Below are 15,729 nucleotides of genomic sequence, written 5' to 3' on the forward strand. Positions count from 1 at the left end.
GTCCGCTTGATCACCCGATGAGATGAATCCGGTCAGCGGACGATCGTCTTCACCCGTTCAGCTCATCCGGAGCGCCAGGAAGAAGTCCAGCTTGTCCTCCAGGCGGGACAGGTCCCGGCCGGTGAGCTGTTCGATCCGGCCCACCCGGTAGCGCAGCGTGTTCACGTGCAGGTGGAGGCGGGTCGCGCAGCGGGTCCAGGAGCCGTCGCAGTCGAGGAAGGCCTCCAGGGTCGGGATCAGCTCCGCGCGGTGCCGGCGGTCGTAGTCCCGCAGCGGGTCCAGCAGGCGGGCCGTGAAGGCGCGCCGCACGTCGTCCGGGACGAAGGGCAGCAGCAGGACGTGCGAGGCGAGCTCGTGGTGGCCGGCGGCGCAGACGCGGCCGGGGCGGGCGGCGGCGACCCGGCGGGCGTGCCGGGCCTCCTCCAGGGCGCCGCGCAGGCCCTCGGCCGAGTGCACGGCGGCGCTGACGCCGAGGGTGAGCCGGCCGTCGTCGGCGAGCCCTGCGGAGAGCGGGGTGCGGACGGCGGAGAGCAGGGCGTCCGCGTGCAGCCCGAGCGCCACGGGCGGCATGTCGTCCTCGCTGTCGGGCAGCGGGCTGGCGGCGAGCGGGACGAGCGCGATGGCCTCGTCGCCGCTGTGGGCGACGGCGATCCGGTCGGCGGATTCGGCGCCGGAGGCGGTCGGGTCGACCAGGATCTCCTCCAGGAGGGCCTGGGCGACGGGCCCGCTGTCGACGGCGTTCTGCCCCGGCTCCTGCTCCCACTCGACGCGGGCGACCACGACCTGCCAGTGCGGGGCGGTGCCGAGGCCGGGCAGCAGCACGGGGGCGGCGACCCGGAGGCGGGCGGCGATCTCGGCGGGCGCGGCACCCGTCTGGACCAGCTCCAGGACCTCCTGGGCGAGCCTGCGGCGCACGGTCCTCGCGGCGTCGCGGCGGTCCCGCTCGACGGCGATCAGCTGGGTGACGCCCTGGAGCAGGTCGAGCCGGGCGGCCGGCCAGTCGCCCGCGTCGGCCTCGACGGCGAGCAGCCAGTCGGACAGCACGGTCTCGCGCACGTCGCGGGAGGGCGGCGGCGTGCCGCGGCCGGTGTTGCGGATCGGGAACAGCGAGTACGTGGTGCCGGCGACGCCGATCCGGTGCGGGCCGCGCCGTCCGGTGCGGGTCGCGGCCAGGTGCTCGCCGGCGAGGGAGGCGGCGAGACCGGGCTCCAGGGGCTCTCCGGCGCCGGCGATCTGGCGGCCGGTGGGGGAGAGCACCCAGGCCCGGAGGTCCAGGTCGGAGCCGAGGAGGTCGAGGACGACCTCGGGCCCGCCGCCGGCCGGTCCCGAGGTCATCAGGCGCCTGTGGCGGTCGACGACGGCGGCGAGGTCGCCGGCCCGCTCACCGGAGACCTGTCGAACGACATGCTCGGTGATCGTCGCGAACGCAACGGATTCGTTCACTGCGAACAGGGGCAGCCGGTGGCGAGAACACGCCTGTACGAGGTCGTCCGGGATGTCGCCGAGCTCGGCCTCGCCGACGGCCAGGGCGGCCACCCCGGTGCTCGCGAGGATCCGGACGAAGGGCTCCGCGTCGCCCGGCTCGTGCAGCCAGGCGAGACCGGTGAGGACCAGCTCCCCGCCGGACAGGTAGCGGCTGGGGTCCTTGAGGTCCGTCGTCATCACGCCGCGGACGGTGCGGTCCAGCTCGTCCTCGCCGCCGAGCAGGCGCAGCCCGAGCGCGTCGTTCTCCAGCAGTGCGCGCAGCCGCATGATGTCGCCGCCGTTCCTTCTTGGGGGTGGAGGGGGTGTCTCGTTGTGGTCGGTGGCGTGGTGCCACCGTTTCCGGGGGGAAACGGAGAGGTTGCCGTTCTCCGCCTTTCGTTCGAATCTACAAGACGACCATGGCAGCCAGCCAACTCCTTCATGGTTTCGGTGGCTGCACAGCGGCGGACGGGGCTTGTGTACTAGGCCACACACACCGCGTTAACAGCACATGAAGAGATCGTCCGTCGAGGGCCGGCCGTCCCCCATGGCCCGTACGAACGACCCCCGATCACCCGAAGCACAAGAAGAGAGCCACCATGGACTTCCTTCGCCCCGCCAGCTGGGAGGAGGCGCTCGCCGCCAAGGCCGAGCACCCCACGGCCGTGCCCATCGCAGGCGGTACCGACATCATGGTCGAGATCAACTTCGACCACCGGCGTCCCGAGTACCTCCTGGACCTCAACCGTATCGAGCTGCTGCGCGAGTGGGAGGTCGGCGAGGAGAGCGTCCGGCTCGGCGCCTCGGTCCCGTACACCCAGATCATGGAGAACCTCCGCGAGGAGCTCCCCGGTCTGGCGCTCGCCTCGCACACGGTCGCCTCCCCGCAGATCCGTAACCGCGGCGGCGTCGGCGGCAACCTGGGCACCGCCTCCCCGGCCGGTGACGCCCACCCCGCGCTGCTCGCGGCGGGCGCCGAGGTCGAGGTCGAGTCGGTGCGCGGCACCCGGCTCATTCCGATCGACGAGTTCTACAAGGGCGTCAAGCGCAACGCGCTCGAGCCCGACGAGCTCATCAAGACCGTCCACGTGAAGAAAGCGGACGGCCCCCAGCAGTACTCCAAGGTCGGCACCCGCAACGCGATGGTCATCGCCGTCTGCGCCTTCGGGCTGGCCCTCCACCCGGAGACCCGGACCGTACGGACCGGCATCGGCTCCGCCGCCCCCACGCCCGTGCGGGCCACGGCGGCCGAGGAGTTCCTGAACGCGGCGCTCGAAGAGGGCGGCTTCTGGGACAGCGGCAAGATCATCACTCCCTCGGTCGCCAAGCAGTTCGCGGACCTCGCGTCCGGCGCCTGCAACCCGATCGACGACGTACGAGGCACCGCCAAGTACCGCCGGCACGCCGTGGGCATCATGGCCCGCCGCACCCTCGGCTGGACCTGGGAGCAGTACCGCGCCGGCAACGGGCGCACCCTTGAAGGAGCTGCATAACCATGCGCGTGAATTTCACGGTCAACGGTCGTCCGCAGGAAGCCGACGACGTCTGGGAGGGCGAGTCCCTCCTCTACGTCCTGCGTGAGCGCCTGGGCCTGCCCGGCTCCAAGAACGCCTGCGAGCAGGGCGAGTGCGGCTCCTGCACGGTCCGCCTCGACGGCGTGCCGGTGTGTTCGTGCCTGGTCGCGGCCGGCCAGGTCGAGGGTCGCGAGGTCGTCACCGTCGAGGGCCTGGCCGAGTACGCCAAGGAGCGCGAGACGCACGGTCACGGCGGCGGTTGCGCCTCCGGCGCCTGCGGCACCTCGCTCGACGAGGCCAAGCGCTGGGAGGCGAAGCCGCAGGACTCGCAGACCGGCGAGGGCGTCGAACTGAGCCCGATCCAGCAGGCGTTCATCGACGCCGGCGCCGTGCAGTGCGGCTTCTGCACCCCCGGTCTGCTGGTCGCGGCCGACGAGATGCTGGAGCGCAACCCGTCCCCGACGGACGCGGACATCCGCGAGGCGCTCTCCGGCAACCTCTGCCGCTGCACCGGTTACGAGAAGATCCTCGACGCGGTCCGCCTCGCGGCCGCTCGCCAGGAGCGCCAGGGAGAGGCGGTCTGACGATGGCTCAGAACACACGTACCGTACCGGCGGGCACGCCCACCGACGTCACCCAGAAGCACAACCAGGGCGGCGTCGGCGAGTCCACCCTCCGCCCGGACGGCACCCTCAAGGTCACCGGCGAGTTCGCCTACTCCTCGGACATGTGGCACGAGGAGATGCTGTGGGGCCAGACCCTGCGGTCCACCGTCGCGCACGCCGAGATCGTGTCCATCGACACCTCCGAGGCGCTGGCCATGTCGGGCGTCTACGCCGTCCTGACGGCGGACGACCTGCCGGCCGCGAAGAACTACGGCCTGGAGTTCCGGGACACCCCGGTGCTCGCCTACGGCAAGGTCCGCCACCACGGCGAGCCGGTCGCCCTCGTGGCCGCCGACCACCCGGAGACGGCCCGCCGCGCCGCCGCGAAGATCAAGGTCGAGTACCGGGAGCTGCCCCTCATCACCGACGAGGCCTCGGCGACCGCTCCCGACGCCGTGCTCGTCCACGAGAACCGCGACGACCGCCACGCCAAGCACGTCCCGCACCCGAACATCGTGCACCGCCAGCCGATCATCCGCGGCAACGCCGACGAGGCCGCCAAGCGGGCCGACGTCATCGTCAGGGGCGAGTACACCTTCGGCATGCAGGACCAGGCCTTCCTCGGCCCGGAGTCCGGTCTCGCGGTGCCCGCCGAGGACGGCGGCATCGACCTCTACGTGGCCACCCAGTGGCTGCACGCGGACCGCGAGCAGATCGCGCCCTGCCTCGGCCTGCCCGAGGACAAGGTCCGCATGACCATGGCCGGCGTCGGCGGCGCCTTCGGCGGCCGCGAGGACATCTCGATGCAGATCCTCGCCTCCGTGCTCGCGCTGCGCACCGGCAAGCCGGTCAAGATGGTCTACAACCGCTACGAGTCCTTCTTCGGGCACGTCCACCGGCACCCGGCGAAGCTCTACTACGAGCACGGCGCCACCAAGGACGGCAAGCTCACGCACATGAAGTGCAAGATCGTCCTGGACGGGGGCGCCTACGCCTCGTCCACGGTCTCGGTCGTCGGCAACGCCTCCTCCCTCTCGGTCGGCCCGTACGTCATCGACGACGTCGAGATCGAGGCGATCGGCCTCTTCACCAACAACCCGCCCTGCGGCGCCATGCGCGGCTTCGGCGCGGTCCAGGCCTGCTTCGCCTACGAGGCCCAGATGGACAAGCTGGCGGCCAAGCTGGGCATGGACCCGGTCGAGTTCCGCCAGATCAACGCCATGGAGCAGGGCACGCTCATGCCGACCGGCCAGGTCGTGGACTCGCCGGCCCCGGTCGCCGAGCTGCTGCGCCGGGTCAAGGCCCGCCCCATGCCGCCGGAGCGCCAGTGGGAGACCGCCGGCGAGGGCGCGGACGTCCGCGCGCTGCCGGGCGGCCTGTCCAACACCACGCACGGCGAGGGCGTGGTGCGGGGCGTCGGCTACGCGGTCGGCATCAAGAACGTCGGCTTCTCCGAGGGCTTCGACGACTACTCGACCGCCCGGATCCGCATGGAGGTCATCAACGGCGAGGCCGTCGCCACGGTGCACACCGCCGCGGCGGAGGTCGGCCAGGGCGGTGTCACCATCCACGCCCAGATCGCCCGCACGGAACTGGGCGTCACCCAGGTGACCATCCATCCGGCCGACACCCAGGTCGGCTCGGCCGGTTCGACGTCCGCGGGCCGCCAGACGTACATGACCGGCGGCGCCATCAAGAACTCCTGCGAGCTCGTCCGCGAGAAGGTCCTGGAGATCGGCCGGCGCAAGTTCGGCTCCTACCACCCGGCGTGGGCCACGGCCGAACTGCTCCTGCAGGACGGCAAGGTCGTCACCGACGGCGGCGAGGTCCTCGCGAGCATCGCCGACGTCCTCGAGGACGAGGCCGTGGAGATCGAGGAGCAGTGGCGGCACCGCCCCACGGAGGCCTTCGACCTCGTCACCGGCCAGGGCAACGGCCACGTCCAGTACGCCTTCGCCGCGCACCGCGCGGTGGTGGAGGTCGACACCGAGCTCGGCCTGGTCAAGGTCATCGAACTGGCCTGTGCCCAGGACGTCGGCAAGGCGGTCAACCCGCTCTCCGTCATCGGCCAGATCCAGGGTGGCACCACCCAGGGCCTGGGCGTGGCGGTGATGGAGGAGATCATCGTCGACCCGAAGACCGCGAAGGTGCGCAACCCCTCCTTCACGGACTACCTGATCCCGACCATCCTCGACACGCCGACCATCCCGGTCGACTACCTCGAGCTGGCCGACCCCAACGCGCCGTACGGCGTGCGGGGCATCGGTGAGGCCCCGACCCTGTCGTCGACCCCGGCCGTCCTCGCGGCGATCCGGAACGCGACGGGCCTGGAGCTCACCAAGACGCCGGTCCGCCCCGAGCACCTGACCGGCACCCTGTAGGACCTCTCCGGACGGTGCGTGCCTCCCAGGAACGTCACACTTCCCTCCCGCCCGCACCGTCCGGGGAAACCCCCACCGCAGTACGGCAGTACCGCAGTGAACAGCAGTACCGCAGTGAACAGCAGTAGCCGCAGTACCGATTCACCCGTTCGTCTCGGGCCGTCCCCCGGGTCGTGCAGCCAACTTGATATCCCAAATCCCGCAATCCCCAACGCTTTCTGCGGGTGCCCCTTTGAACCTTGGGAGTAGGCCCCATGACCCAGTCGTCAGTGGAGCCCAAGACCACGGCCGAGGACGCGGGCAACGGCTCGCGCAACCCCGCCGGCAGGTCTTGGCTCGACCGGTACTTTCACATCTCGGAGAGAGGATCCACCGTCGCGACGGAGATCCGCGGCGGCGTCACCACCTTCATGGCGATGGCGTACATTCTCCTGCTCAACCCCCTGATCCTCTCCGGCAAGGATGTCGACGGCAACGTCCTCAGCCAGCCCGCGCTGATCACCGCCACGGCACTCGCCGCGGCGGCCACGACCCTTCTCATGGGTTTCTGGGGCAAGGTCCCTCTGGCCCTCGCCGCGGGACTCAGCGTCTCCGGCGTGATGGCCTCGCAGGTCGTCCCCGTCATGACCTGGCCGCAGGCCATGGGCATGTCGATCGCGTACGGAGCCGTGATCTGTCTCCTGGTGGTCACCGGCCTCCGCGAGATGATCATGAACTCGATACCGCTCGCGCTCAAGCACGCGATCACCATCGGCATCGGCCTCTTCATCGCCATCATCGGCTTCGTGAAGGCCGGCTTCGTCCACGAGAACCCCGCGCCCGGCGGCGGCCCCGTCTCGCTCGGCCCGGCCGGTGAGCTCATGGGCTGGCCCGTCCTGATCTTCGCGGTCACCCTGCTGCTGATCTTCGCGCTCCAGGCCCGCAACGTGCCCGGCGCCATCCTCATCGGCATCGTCGTCGGCACGGTCGTCGCGGTCGTCCTCAACGCGATCGCCGACATCCCGGGCAAGGCCTGGTTCTCCGGTCCGCCGGAGCTCGACGGCAGCGCGGTGTCCACGCCGGACTTCTCGCTCATCGGGCAGGTGTCCTTCAGCGGCTGGGGCGACGTCGGCTACCTCACGATCACCATGATCGTGTTCACCCTCGTGCTCGCCGGCTTCTTCGACGCCATGGCGACCATCCTGGGCGTCGGCACCGAGGCCAAGCTCGCCGACGACAAGGGCCGCATGCCCGGCCTGTCCAAGGCCCTGTTCATCGACGGCGCCGGCGGCGTCCTCGGCGGTGCGGGCGGTGCGTCCGGACAGACGGTCTTCGTCGAGTCCGCCACCGGCGTCGGCGAGGGTGCCCGTACCGGTCTGGCCTCCGTGGTCACCGGCGGGTTCTTCGCCCTGGCCCTCTTCTTCACGCCGCTCACCGCGATCGTGCCGCAGGAGGTCGCCGCCGCGGCCCTGGTCGTCATCGGCTCGATGATGATGCAGAACGCCAAGCACGTGGACTGGAGCGACCGCTCCGTCGCGATCCCGGTGTTCCTCACCGTGGTCCTGATGCCCTTCACGTACACCATCACCACCGGTGTCGCGGCCGGCGTCATCTCCTACGCGGTGATCAAGTCCGCGCAGGGCAAGGCGAGGGAGGTCGGCGGCTTCATGTGGGCGCTGACCGCGGTCTTCGTCATCTACTTCGCGATCCATCCGATCGAGAGCTGGCTGGGCGTCGGCTGACGCCCGTAACGTCGCCCTCCACTTCAGACACCCCAAGGAGTTCGCCATGCTGGACATCGCCGAAGAGCTGCACCGGTGGGTCGAGCAGGGACGCGATTTCGCCGTCGCCACGGTCGTGGCCGTCGGCGGCAGCGCGCCCCGGCAGCCGGGAGCCGCACTGGCCGTCGACAGCGACGGCACGGCGATCGGGTCCGTCTCCGGCGGCTGTGTGGAGGGCGCCGTCTACGAACTCTGCCAACAGGCCATCGAGGACGGCCGGACCGTCCTGGAGAGCTTCGGCTACAGCGACGAGGACGCCTTCGCGGTCGGACTGACCTGCGGCGGCATCATCGACATCCTCGTCACACCGGTCCGCGGCGGGGTCTTCCCCGCCGCGCTGGCCGCCGCGGTCTCCGGCGAGGCGGCCGCCCTCGCCCGGATCGTCTCCGGCCCGGAGGACCTGTTGGGGCAGGCCCTCCTGGTCCGCCCCGACGGCTCCTACGAGGGTGGCCTCGGCGGCCACCCCGAGCTGGACCGCACCGCCGCCGGCGAGGCCCGCGCGATGCTGGACGCCGGCCGGACCGGCACCGTCGAGATCGGCGCCGACGGCAGCCGCTGCGGACAGCCGGTCAGCCTCCTCGTCGAGTCCTCCGTACCCGCCCCGCGCATGATCGTCTTCGGCGCCATCGACTTCGCGTCCGCGCTCGTCCGGGTCGGCAAGTTCCTCGGCTACCACGTCACGGTCTGCGACGCCCGCCCGGTCTTCGCGACGCGGCTCCGTTTCCCCGACGCCGACGAGATCGTCGTCGAATGGCCCCACCGCTACCTGGAGTCCACGGAGGTGGACGGCCGTACCGTGCTGTGCGTCCTCACCCACGACGCCAAGTTCGACGTGCCGCTGCTCCGGACGGCCCTCCGGCTGCCCGTCGCGTACGTCGGCGCGATGGGCTCCCGCCGCACCCACGAGGACCGCAACAAGCGCCTGCGCGAGGTCGGCGTCACCGAGCTCGAACTCGCCCGGCTGCGCTCCCCGATCGGCCTCGACCTCGGCGCCCGTACGCCCGAGGAGACCGCCCTGTCCATCGGCGCCGAGATCGTCGCCAACCGGCGCGGCGGCAGCGGGGTCTCCCTGACCGGCGCGCACACCCCGATCCACCACGACGGCCCGCGCGAACCGGCGGGCCGCATCGGCTCGGTCGCCTGAGCCGACGGGACACAGCAGGGCACCCCGGACATCCGGGGTGCCCTTCCGGCGTTCCGGCGCCGGATCCTCAGGTCTTCTGGAGGCCGTGCAGCAGCAGTTCCGCGAGCTGCTCGTACGCGGCGGCGTCGGCCAGACCGGTCGCCGCGGCCACCTGGCGCTGCTGGATGCGGACCATCACGGAGGCGATCACGTCGGCGGCGAAGGCGACGTGCACCTCGCGGAAGACGCCGGCCGCCACGCCCTCCTCGATCAGCTGCTGCACCCGGCCGGCGGCGGCCCGCGTGTTGCGCTCGTAGACCTCGGCGGCCGGTTCGAACGCGGCCACGTCGTCGAAGAACTGCGGCGAGACCGGCGCGAGCTCGGCGGAGACGGCGCGCAGATAGGCGGCGAGGCGTTCCGCGGGCCCGGTCGCGGCGGCGAGCACCGCCTCGACGCGGGCGGTGGCGCGTCGGAAGAAGTGCACCACGGCCGCTCTGACCAGCTGTTCCTTGCTGCCGGCGAGGCCGTAGAGAGTGCGCTTGGAGCAGCGCAGCCGGGCCGCCAGGTCGTCGAGGGTGAGCTGGGCGAAGCCCTCGCCGACCAGGAGCGCCACGAGCTCCTCGAAGAGTTCGGAGCGCCTGGCTGCGCCGCGGCCCGTCAGGCGGGGTGCGGCGGCTGAGGTCTCGATCACCCGAACAGTATGCCGGGTCGACCCGATCGGGGGGTTGTGCCCTCACCCGGCTGCGCTACGCTAACCGGTACTGCCGTACCCCTCGCAGTACCGTTTCGCAGATCTGCGGATTCGCAGCATCGTCTGTGTCTGATGGAGTCGCCATGGATGTCGACCGCCTGCTTCCCACCCCCGAGGCAGCGGACCTCATCGCTCTCACACGGGAGATCGCCGACAAGGAGCTCGCCTCCCGCGTCGACGAGCACGAGGCCGCCGAGAGCTACCCGGAAGGTCTGTTCGCGACCCTCGGGGAGGCCGGGCTGCTCGGTCTCGCCTACCCGGAGGAGTACGGTGGCGGAGGCCAGCCCTACGAGGTCTACCTGCAGGTCCTCGAGGAGCTCGCCGCCCGCTGGGCCGCCGTCGCCGTCGCGACGAGCGTCCACACCCTCGCTTGCCACCCGCTGCACTCCTTCGGCACCGCGGAGCAGAAGGAGCGCTGGCTGCCCGCCATGCTGGAGGGCCGGCTCATCGGCGGCTACAGCCTCTCCGAGCCGCAGGCCGGCTCCGACGCCGCCGCTCTCGCCTGCAAGGCGGAGCGCACGGAGGACGGCGCCGCCTACCGCGTCACCGGCAACAAGGCCTGGATCACCCACGGCGGCAAGGCCGGCTTCTACGCCCTGTTCGCCCGCACCGCGCCCGGCAGCCACGGCATCTCCTGCTTCCTCGCGCCCGGCGCCACCGAGGGCCTGAGCTTCGGCAAGCCCGAGCGCAAGATGGGCCTCCAGGCCGTGCCCACCACGTCGGCCCACTGGGACGGCGCCCTCGTCGAGGCCGACCGCCGCATCGGCGAGGAGGGCCAGGGCCTCCAGATCGCCTTCAGCGCCCTGGACTGCGGCCGCCTCGGCATCGCCGCCTGCGCGACCGGCCTCGCCCAGGCCGCGCTGAACGCCGCCGTCGCGTACGCCAACGAGCGCACCACCTTCGGCCGGAAGATCATCGACCACCAGGGCCTCGGCTTCCTGCTCGCCGACATGGCCGCCGCCGTCGACGCGGCCCGCGCCACCTACCTGGACGCGGCCCGCCGCCGCGACCTCGGCCGCCCCTTCAGCCGCCAGGCCAGCGCGGCGAAGCTGATCGCCACCGACACGGCCATGAAGGTCACGACGGACGCGGTCCAGGTCCTCGGCGGCTACGGCTACACGCGCGACTTCCCGGTCGAGCGCTACATGCGCGAGGCCAAGATCATGCAGATCTTCGAGGGCACCAACCAGATCCAGCGGCTGGTCATCAGCCGCGGACTCACCGCCTGACCGGTTCCGGTTGCCGCGACGGGCCGCCGGGCGTAGGCCGGAAGAGGGGTCCCGATCCGCAGGTTCCGGAGAGGAGTCCCATCATGCTCGGCGATCTGATCGGTGAGGAACAGGGGAAGAGGACAGGGTTCCGGGTGGTGTCGGTCGACGGCGGTCACCCGCACGTGGAGGTGTCCTTCGAGGCGACCGGCACGCTGCTGGGTGTGGCGGTCCAGGACGTGGGCACGTACGACGCGGTGATGCAGGCGGACGGCACGGTCTTCGGGGACGGCCAGGGCTGCACGATGACGCAGGACGGCGACATGGTCACCTGGCACGGCACCGGCATCGGCCACCCGGACGGATCCGGAGGGTTCAGCTACCGGGGCTCGATCTTCTGGGAGAGCGGCTCGGAGGTGTTCGGCCCGCTCAACGGGACCGCCGGCGTGTTCGAGTTCGAGGAGGACAAGGACGGCAACAACACGGCCAAGGTCTGGGAATGGAAGTAGGGCGCGCGCAGCGCGCGAGCAGTGCACACGCACGGCGGCCCGGAGACGGGCCGCCGGTTCGTACGAGGAGATTCATGGACATCGCAGGATCCGCCGCGCTCGTCACCGGTGCCGCCTCGGGCCTCGGCGCCGCCACCGCGGCCGCGCTCGCCGCCCGCGGCGCCACCGTCTACGGCCTGGACCTCGACAAGGCCGTGGCCGGGGCCGAGGCGCCCGCCGACGGGGTCACGCTGCTCGCGGCGGACGTCACCGACGAGGAGCAGGTGCGGGCGGCGCTCGCCCGGATCGAGGAGGACGGCGCCGAGCTGCGGCTCGCCGTCAACTGCGCGGGCATCGCGCCCTCCGCGCGGGTCCTCGGCCGCAAGGGTCCGCACGACCTGGAGCTGTTCCGGACGGTCCTGGACGTCAACCTGCTCGGCACCTTCAACGTGATGCGGCTCGCCGCCGAGGCCATCGCCAAGCGCGATGCCGACGAGCACGGCCAGCGCGGACTCGTCGTCAACACGGCCTCGATCGCCGCGTTCGAGGGCCAGGTCGGACAGATCGCGTACGCCGCCTCCAAGGCCGGCGTCGCCGGCATGACCGTCACCGCGGCCCGTGACCTCGCCCAGTACGGCATCCGGGTGGTCACCATCGCTCCCGGCATCGTCGACACCCCGATGATGGCCGGGTTCTCCGAGGACGTGCGGGCCGGGCTCGCGGCGAGCGTCACCTTCCCGCAGCGGCTGGCCCGCCCCGAGGAGTACGCCCGCCTCGTCACCATGATCGCCGAGCACGACTACCTCAACGGCGAGACCATCCGCATGGACGGCGCGCTGCGGATGGCGGCCCGCTGAGCCGCTGACCTGGAGCTTGGCACCAAGTGCCGCCGCGAGAGGGATCCGAGTGCTAGGTTCGGGGCATGAGCACCAGCCCCGCCACCCCCGCCAAGCCCTCGATGCGTGACTCCCTCGTCGCGGCGGCCTTCGAGCTCTTCCTGGAGCGCGGCTACGAGCAGACGACGGTCGACGACATCGTCCGCACGGCCGGGGTCGGCCGGAGGTCCTTCTTCCGGTACTTCCCGTCCAAGGAGGACGTGGTCTTCCCCGACCACGAGCAGAGCCTCGCCGACATGACCGAGTTCCTCGCGGCGAGCGCGGACGCGGACGACCCGCTGGTGCGCGTCTGCGACGCCACCCGGCTCGTCATGCGCATGTATGCCGAGAACCCCACCTTCTCCGTCCAGCGCTACCGGCTCACCCGTGAGGTGACGGGGCTGCGGACCTACGAACTCTCGGTCGTCTGGCGGTACGAGAAGATCATCGGCGACTATCTGCGCACCCGTTTCGCCGACCGCCGCGACGGCACCCTGCGGGCCAACGTCGTCGCCGCGGCCGTCGTGGCCGCCCACAACCACGCGCTGCGCCACTGGCTGCGCTCCGGCGGCGAGGGCGACCCCCTGGCGGAGGTGGACCGGGCCCTGGAGTTCGTCCGGGAGACCTGGAGCCCGGACGTGCCGGCGCCCGTCGAGGAGGACGACGACGTGGTCGTCGTGATCACCAGGCGTTCCACCCCGATGTGGCGCGTGGTGCGCGAGGTCGAGTCGAGCCTCGGCGAGGGCTGAGAGGCACGAGGGTCCTGGGGGATCGCAGGGGCGGGCGGGGCTCGGGGTACTCAGGGCTACGGAGGGACACGGAGGGATCTCAGTATCGTCAATTGAGGGAACTCAGGTCTTTATTTGCTGGCACTCAGTGCCATATGTTTGCTCCATGCACGGTTGAGCCGCCGAGTGCAAGGAGAAGTCATCGTGTTCCACACGGGATCCACGGGCCTGCGGAACGGCACCGCCGCCCTCCTGGCCGACGAGTCGGCCGCCGAGCCCGAGCTCTACTTCCAGCGCTGCCGCTGGTGCCACACCACGACCTTCCAGCGCCTGCTCTGCCCCACCTGCGGGTCGACCGACCTGGCGCCCGAACTCAGCGCCGGCGAGGGCGTGATCTCCGTACGCCGCGCCTTCACGGCGGCCCAGGCGGACCTCTGGCCGGTGCACATGGCCGAGGGCTTCGTGGTGCGCTGCCGGGTCGACGGACCCCCGCACGCGGTGCGCCCGGGCGTCCGCGTCCGGCTGCTCCACGACGGCTCCGGCCCGGGCCGCAGGCCGGTCGTGCGGCTCTGCGAGGAGGTCGCGCTCGACGGCTGGTTCTGAGCGCACCGCACGGAGACGCGAAGAAGGGGCGGGTGGCACAGAGTGCCACCCGCCCCTTCTTCATGCCGTCCGGATCAGCGGGCGCCGATCTCGTCCGTCAGCTGCGGCAGCACCGCGAACAGGTCGCCGACCACGCCGTAGTCCACCAGGTCGAAGATCGGGGCCTCCGGGTCCTTGTTGACCGCCACGATCGTCTTCGAGGTCTGCATGCCGGCCCGGTGCTGGATCGCGCCGGAGATGCCCGCCGCGATGTACAGCTGCGGCGAGACCTGCTTGCCGGTCTGGCCCACCTGGTTGGAGTGGGGGTACCAGCCCGCGTCCACTGCGGCACGCGAGGCGCCGACCGCCGCGCCGAGCGAGTCGGCCAGCTTCTCGACGACCTCGAAGCCCTCGGCGGCACCGACGCCGCGGCCGCCCGAGACCACGATCGCCGACTCGGTCAGCTCCGGACGGCCGGTGGAGACCCGCGCGGTGCGCGAGACGACCCTGGCCGCGTTGCCGGTGAAGGCCACCGACACGTTCTCGACCGTGCCCGCGGCCGGTGCCGCCTCCGGGGCAGCCGAGTTCGGCTTGACCGTGATGACCGGAACGCCGTGCGAGACGGTGGACTTCACCTGGTACGAGGCGGCGAACACCGACTGGGTGGCGACCGGGCCGTTCTCGCCGGCCTCCAGCTCCACCGCGTCCGTGATCAGGCCCGAGCCCAGGCGCAGCGCCACGCGCGCCGCGACCTCCTTGCCCTCGCCCGAGGAGGTCACCAGGACGGCGCCGACGCCCTTGTCCCTGGCGATCTGGGTGAGCGCGTCGACCTTCGGGACGACGAGCTGCTCGGCGAACTCGGCGCCGTCCGCGACGTACACGGTGGCGGCGCCGTACTCGCCGGCCGTCGCCGCGATCGAGGCCGCGGCCTCGCCGGCGCCGAGGACGACCGCCGAGGGCTCGCCGAGCCGGCGGGCCAGGGTGAGCAGTTCGAGGGCCGGCTTGCGGACCGCACCGTCGGCGTGGTCCACGAGAACCAGGATCTCAGCCATGATTCCTTGCTCCTGAGGGATGGTGACGGTGGGTCAGATGAACTTCTGCTCGGACAGGAACGCGGCGAGCTGCTTGCCGCCGTCGCCCTCGTCCGTGACGATCGTGCCCTGCGTACGGGCCGGGCGCGCCGCGACCGAGTCGACCAGCGTCCAGGAGCCGCCGAGACCGACCTCGTCGGCGTCGATGCCGAGGTCGTCCAGGTCCAGCTCCTCGACCGGCTTCTTCTTCGCGGCCATGATCCCCTTGAAGGAGGGGTAACGGGCCTCGCCCGACTGGTCGGTGACCGAGACGACGGCCGGCAGCGGGGCCTCCAGCTGCTCGCTCGCCGCGTCGCCGTCGCGACGGCCCTTCACGGTGCCGTCCTCGACCGACACCTCGGAGAGCAGCGTGACCTGCGGCAGGTTCAGCCGCTCGGCGAGCAGCGCCGGCAGCACGCCCATGGTGCCGTCCGTCGACGCCATGCCGCAGACGACCAGGTCGAAGCCGGTCTTCTCCAGGGCCTTGGCGAGGATCGCGGAGGTGCCGATGACGTCGGTGCCGTGGATGTCCTCGTCGTTGACGTGCACGGCCTTGTCGGCGCCCATCGACAGCGCCTTGCGCAGCGCGTCCTTGGCGTCGTCCGGGCCGACCGTGATCACGGTGACCTCGGCGTCGTCGGCCTCCTCGGCGATCCGCAGGGCCTGCTCCACGCCGTACTCGTCGAGCTCCGACAGCAGACCGTCCACGGCCTCGCGGTCGGTGGTCAGGTCGTCGGCGAAACCGCGGTCGCCGGTGGCGTCGGGAACGTACTTCACACAGACAGCGATCTTCAGGGTCACGGCCTGTCTCCTTTCAAAGGGCGCGAGTGGCAGACGGTTACGGGAGGTTGCGGGCCATGACGATGCGCTGGACCTGGTTGGTGCCTTCGTAGATCTGGGTGATCTTGGCGTCGCGCATCATGCGCTCGACGGGGTAGTCGCGGGTGTAGCCGTAGCCGCCGAGGAGCTGGACGGCGTCGGTGGTGACCTCCATGGCGACGTCGGAGGCGAAGCACTTGGCCGCGGCGCCGAAGAAGGTCAGGGCCTCCCCGTCACCTCCGGCGGAGACGCGCTCGGACCTGGCCGCGGCGGCGTAGGTGAGCTGGCGGGCGGCCTCGAGCTTCATGGCCATGTCGGCGAGCATGAACTGCACGCCCTGGAAGTCGGCGATCGGCTTGCC

The 15,729-nt window shown here is 71.5% G+C and carries 15 protein-coding genes; 10 read left to right on the forward strand and 5 right to left on the reverse strand.

The genetic code is table 11. The features are described from left to right. Window positions 1–57 precede the first annotated feature (57 nt). On the reverse strand, window positions 58–1,752 hold the full coding sequence (locus tag ACFY8W_RS37180; protein ID WP_391115508.1) for a PucR family transcriptional regulator ligand-binding domain-containing protein: 1,695 nt from the start codon (window positions 1,750–1,752) through the stop codon (window positions 58–60). A gap of 311 nt (window positions 1,753–2,063) precedes the next feature. Between ACFY8W_RS37180 and ACFY8W_RS37185 the strand changes: the two genes are divergently transcribed. The 5 genes from ACFY8W_RS37185 to ACFY8W_RS37205 all read left to right on the forward strand — a co-directional run bounded on the left by ACFY8W_RS37185 (window position 2,064) and on the right by ACFY8W_RS37205 (window position 8,868). After that, window positions 2,064–2,957, forward strand: a complete 894-nt coding sequence (locus ACFY8W_RS37185; RefSeq protein ID WP_391115511.1) for an FAD binding domain-containing protein — start codon at window positions 2,064–2,066, stop codon at window positions 2,955–2,957. 2 nt (window positions 2,958–2,959) lie between these two features. After that, window positions 2,960–3,562: a 2Fe-2S iron-sulfur cluster-binding protein gene (locus tag ACFY8W_RS37190; protein WP_391115513.1), complete on the forward strand. Its 603-nt coding sequence runs from the start codon at window positions 2,960–2,962 to the stop codon at window positions 3,560–3,562. Between the two features lie 2 nt (window positions 3,563–3,564). Beyond that, entirely contained in the window at window positions 3,565–5,964 is a 2,400-nt protein-coding gene (locus ACFY8W_RS37195) for a molybdopterin cofactor-binding domain-containing protein (RefSeq protein ID WP_391115516.1), read from the forward strand. 254 nt (window positions 5,965–6,218) lie between these two features. Then, window positions 6,219–7,685 carry a solute carrier family 23 protein gene (locus ACFY8W_RS37200; RefSeq protein WP_391115519.1) on the forward strand — a complete coding sequence of 489 codons (1,467 nt, stop codon included), beginning with the start codon at window positions 6,219–6,221 and terminating at the stop codon, window positions 7,683–7,685. Window positions 7,686–7,731: 46 nt separating this feature from the next. After that, the gene (locus tag ACFY8W_RS37205) at window positions 7,732–8,868 is read left to right on the forward strand and encodes an XdhC family protein (protein ID WP_391115521.1); all 1,137 of its coding nucleotides are present in this window, start codon (window positions 7,732–7,734) and stop codon (window positions 8,866–8,868) included. 67 nt (window positions 8,869–8,935) lie between these two features. On the opposite strand, the gene ACFY8W_RS37210 is transcribed toward ACFY8W_RS37205, so the two are convergent. Further along, a complete protein-coding gene (locus tag ACFY8W_RS37210; RefSeq protein WP_391115524.1) occupies window positions 8,936–9,538 on the reverse strand; it encodes a TetR family transcriptional regulator in 603 nt (200 codons plus the stop codon). Window positions 9,539–9,681: 143 nt separating this feature from the next. Here ACFY8W_RS37210 and ACFY8W_RS37215 point away from each other — a divergent pair, with 143 nt between their 5' ends. From ACFY8W_RS37215 to ACFY8W_RS37235, 5 genes are all read left to right on the forward strand, one after another. Further along, window positions 9,682–10,827 carry an acyl-CoA dehydrogenase family protein gene (locus ACFY8W_RS37215; RefSeq protein ID WP_391115527.1) on the forward strand — a complete coding sequence of 382 codons (1,146 nt, stop codon included), beginning with the start codon at window positions 9,682–9,684 and terminating at the stop codon, window positions 10,825–10,827. A gap of 83 nt (window positions 10,828–10,910) precedes the next feature. Continuing rightward, on the forward strand, window positions 10,911–11,315 hold the full coding sequence (locus tag ACFY8W_RS37220; RefSeq protein WP_391115530.1) for a hypothetical protein: 405 nt from the start codon (window positions 10,911–10,913) through the stop codon (window positions 11,313–11,315). Between the two features lie 74 nt (window positions 11,316–11,389). Further along, window positions 11,390–12,151: an SDR family NAD(P)-dependent oxidoreductase gene (locus tag ACFY8W_RS37225; protein ID WP_391115533.1), complete on the forward strand. Its 762-nt coding sequence runs from the start codon at window positions 11,390–11,392 to the stop codon at window positions 12,149–12,151. Between the two features lie 65 nt (window positions 12,152–12,216). After that, window positions 12,217–12,918 carry a TetR family transcriptional regulator gene (locus tag ACFY8W_RS37230; protein WP_391115536.1) on the forward strand — a complete coding sequence of 234 codons (702 nt, stop codon included), beginning with the start codon at window positions 12,217–12,219 and terminating at the stop codon, window positions 12,916–12,918. Between the two features lie 183 nt (window positions 12,919–13,101). After that, on the forward strand, window positions 13,102–13,500 hold the full coding sequence (locus tag ACFY8W_RS37235) for a Zn-ribbon domain-containing OB-fold protein (protein WP_384417254.1): 399 nt from the start codon (window positions 13,102–13,104) through the stop codon (window positions 13,498–13,500). Window positions 13,501–13,574: 74 nt separating this feature from the next. Here the strand turns inward: ACFY8W_RS37235 and ACFY8W_RS37240 are convergent, their stop codons facing one another. From ACFY8W_RS37240 to ACFY8W_RS37250, 3 genes are all read right to left on the reverse strand, one after another. Beyond that, window positions 13,575–14,531, reverse strand: a complete 957-nt coding sequence (locus tag ACFY8W_RS37240; protein WP_391115539.1) for an FAD-binding protein — start codon at window positions 14,529–14,531, stop codon at window positions 13,575–13,577. Window positions 14,532–14,564: 33 nt separating this feature from the next. Beyond that, window positions 14,565–15,350: an electron transfer flavoprotein subunit beta/FixA family protein gene (locus tag ACFY8W_RS37245; protein ID WP_391115541.1), complete on the reverse strand. Its 786-nt coding sequence runs from the start codon at window positions 15,348–15,350 to the stop codon at window positions 14,565–14,567. A 37-nt stretch (window positions 15,351–15,387) separates the two neighbouring features. Then, a partial coding sequence (locus ACFY8W_RS37250) for an acyl-CoA dehydrogenase family protein (protein WP_391115543.1) occupies window positions 15,388–15,729 on the reverse strand: 342 nt, incomplete at its 5' end.

It is taken from the genome of Streptomyces sp. NPDC012637, assembly GCF_042954805.1.
Classification (GTDB): Bacteria; Actinomycetota; Actinomycetes; order Streptomycetales; family Streptomycetaceae; genus Streptomyces.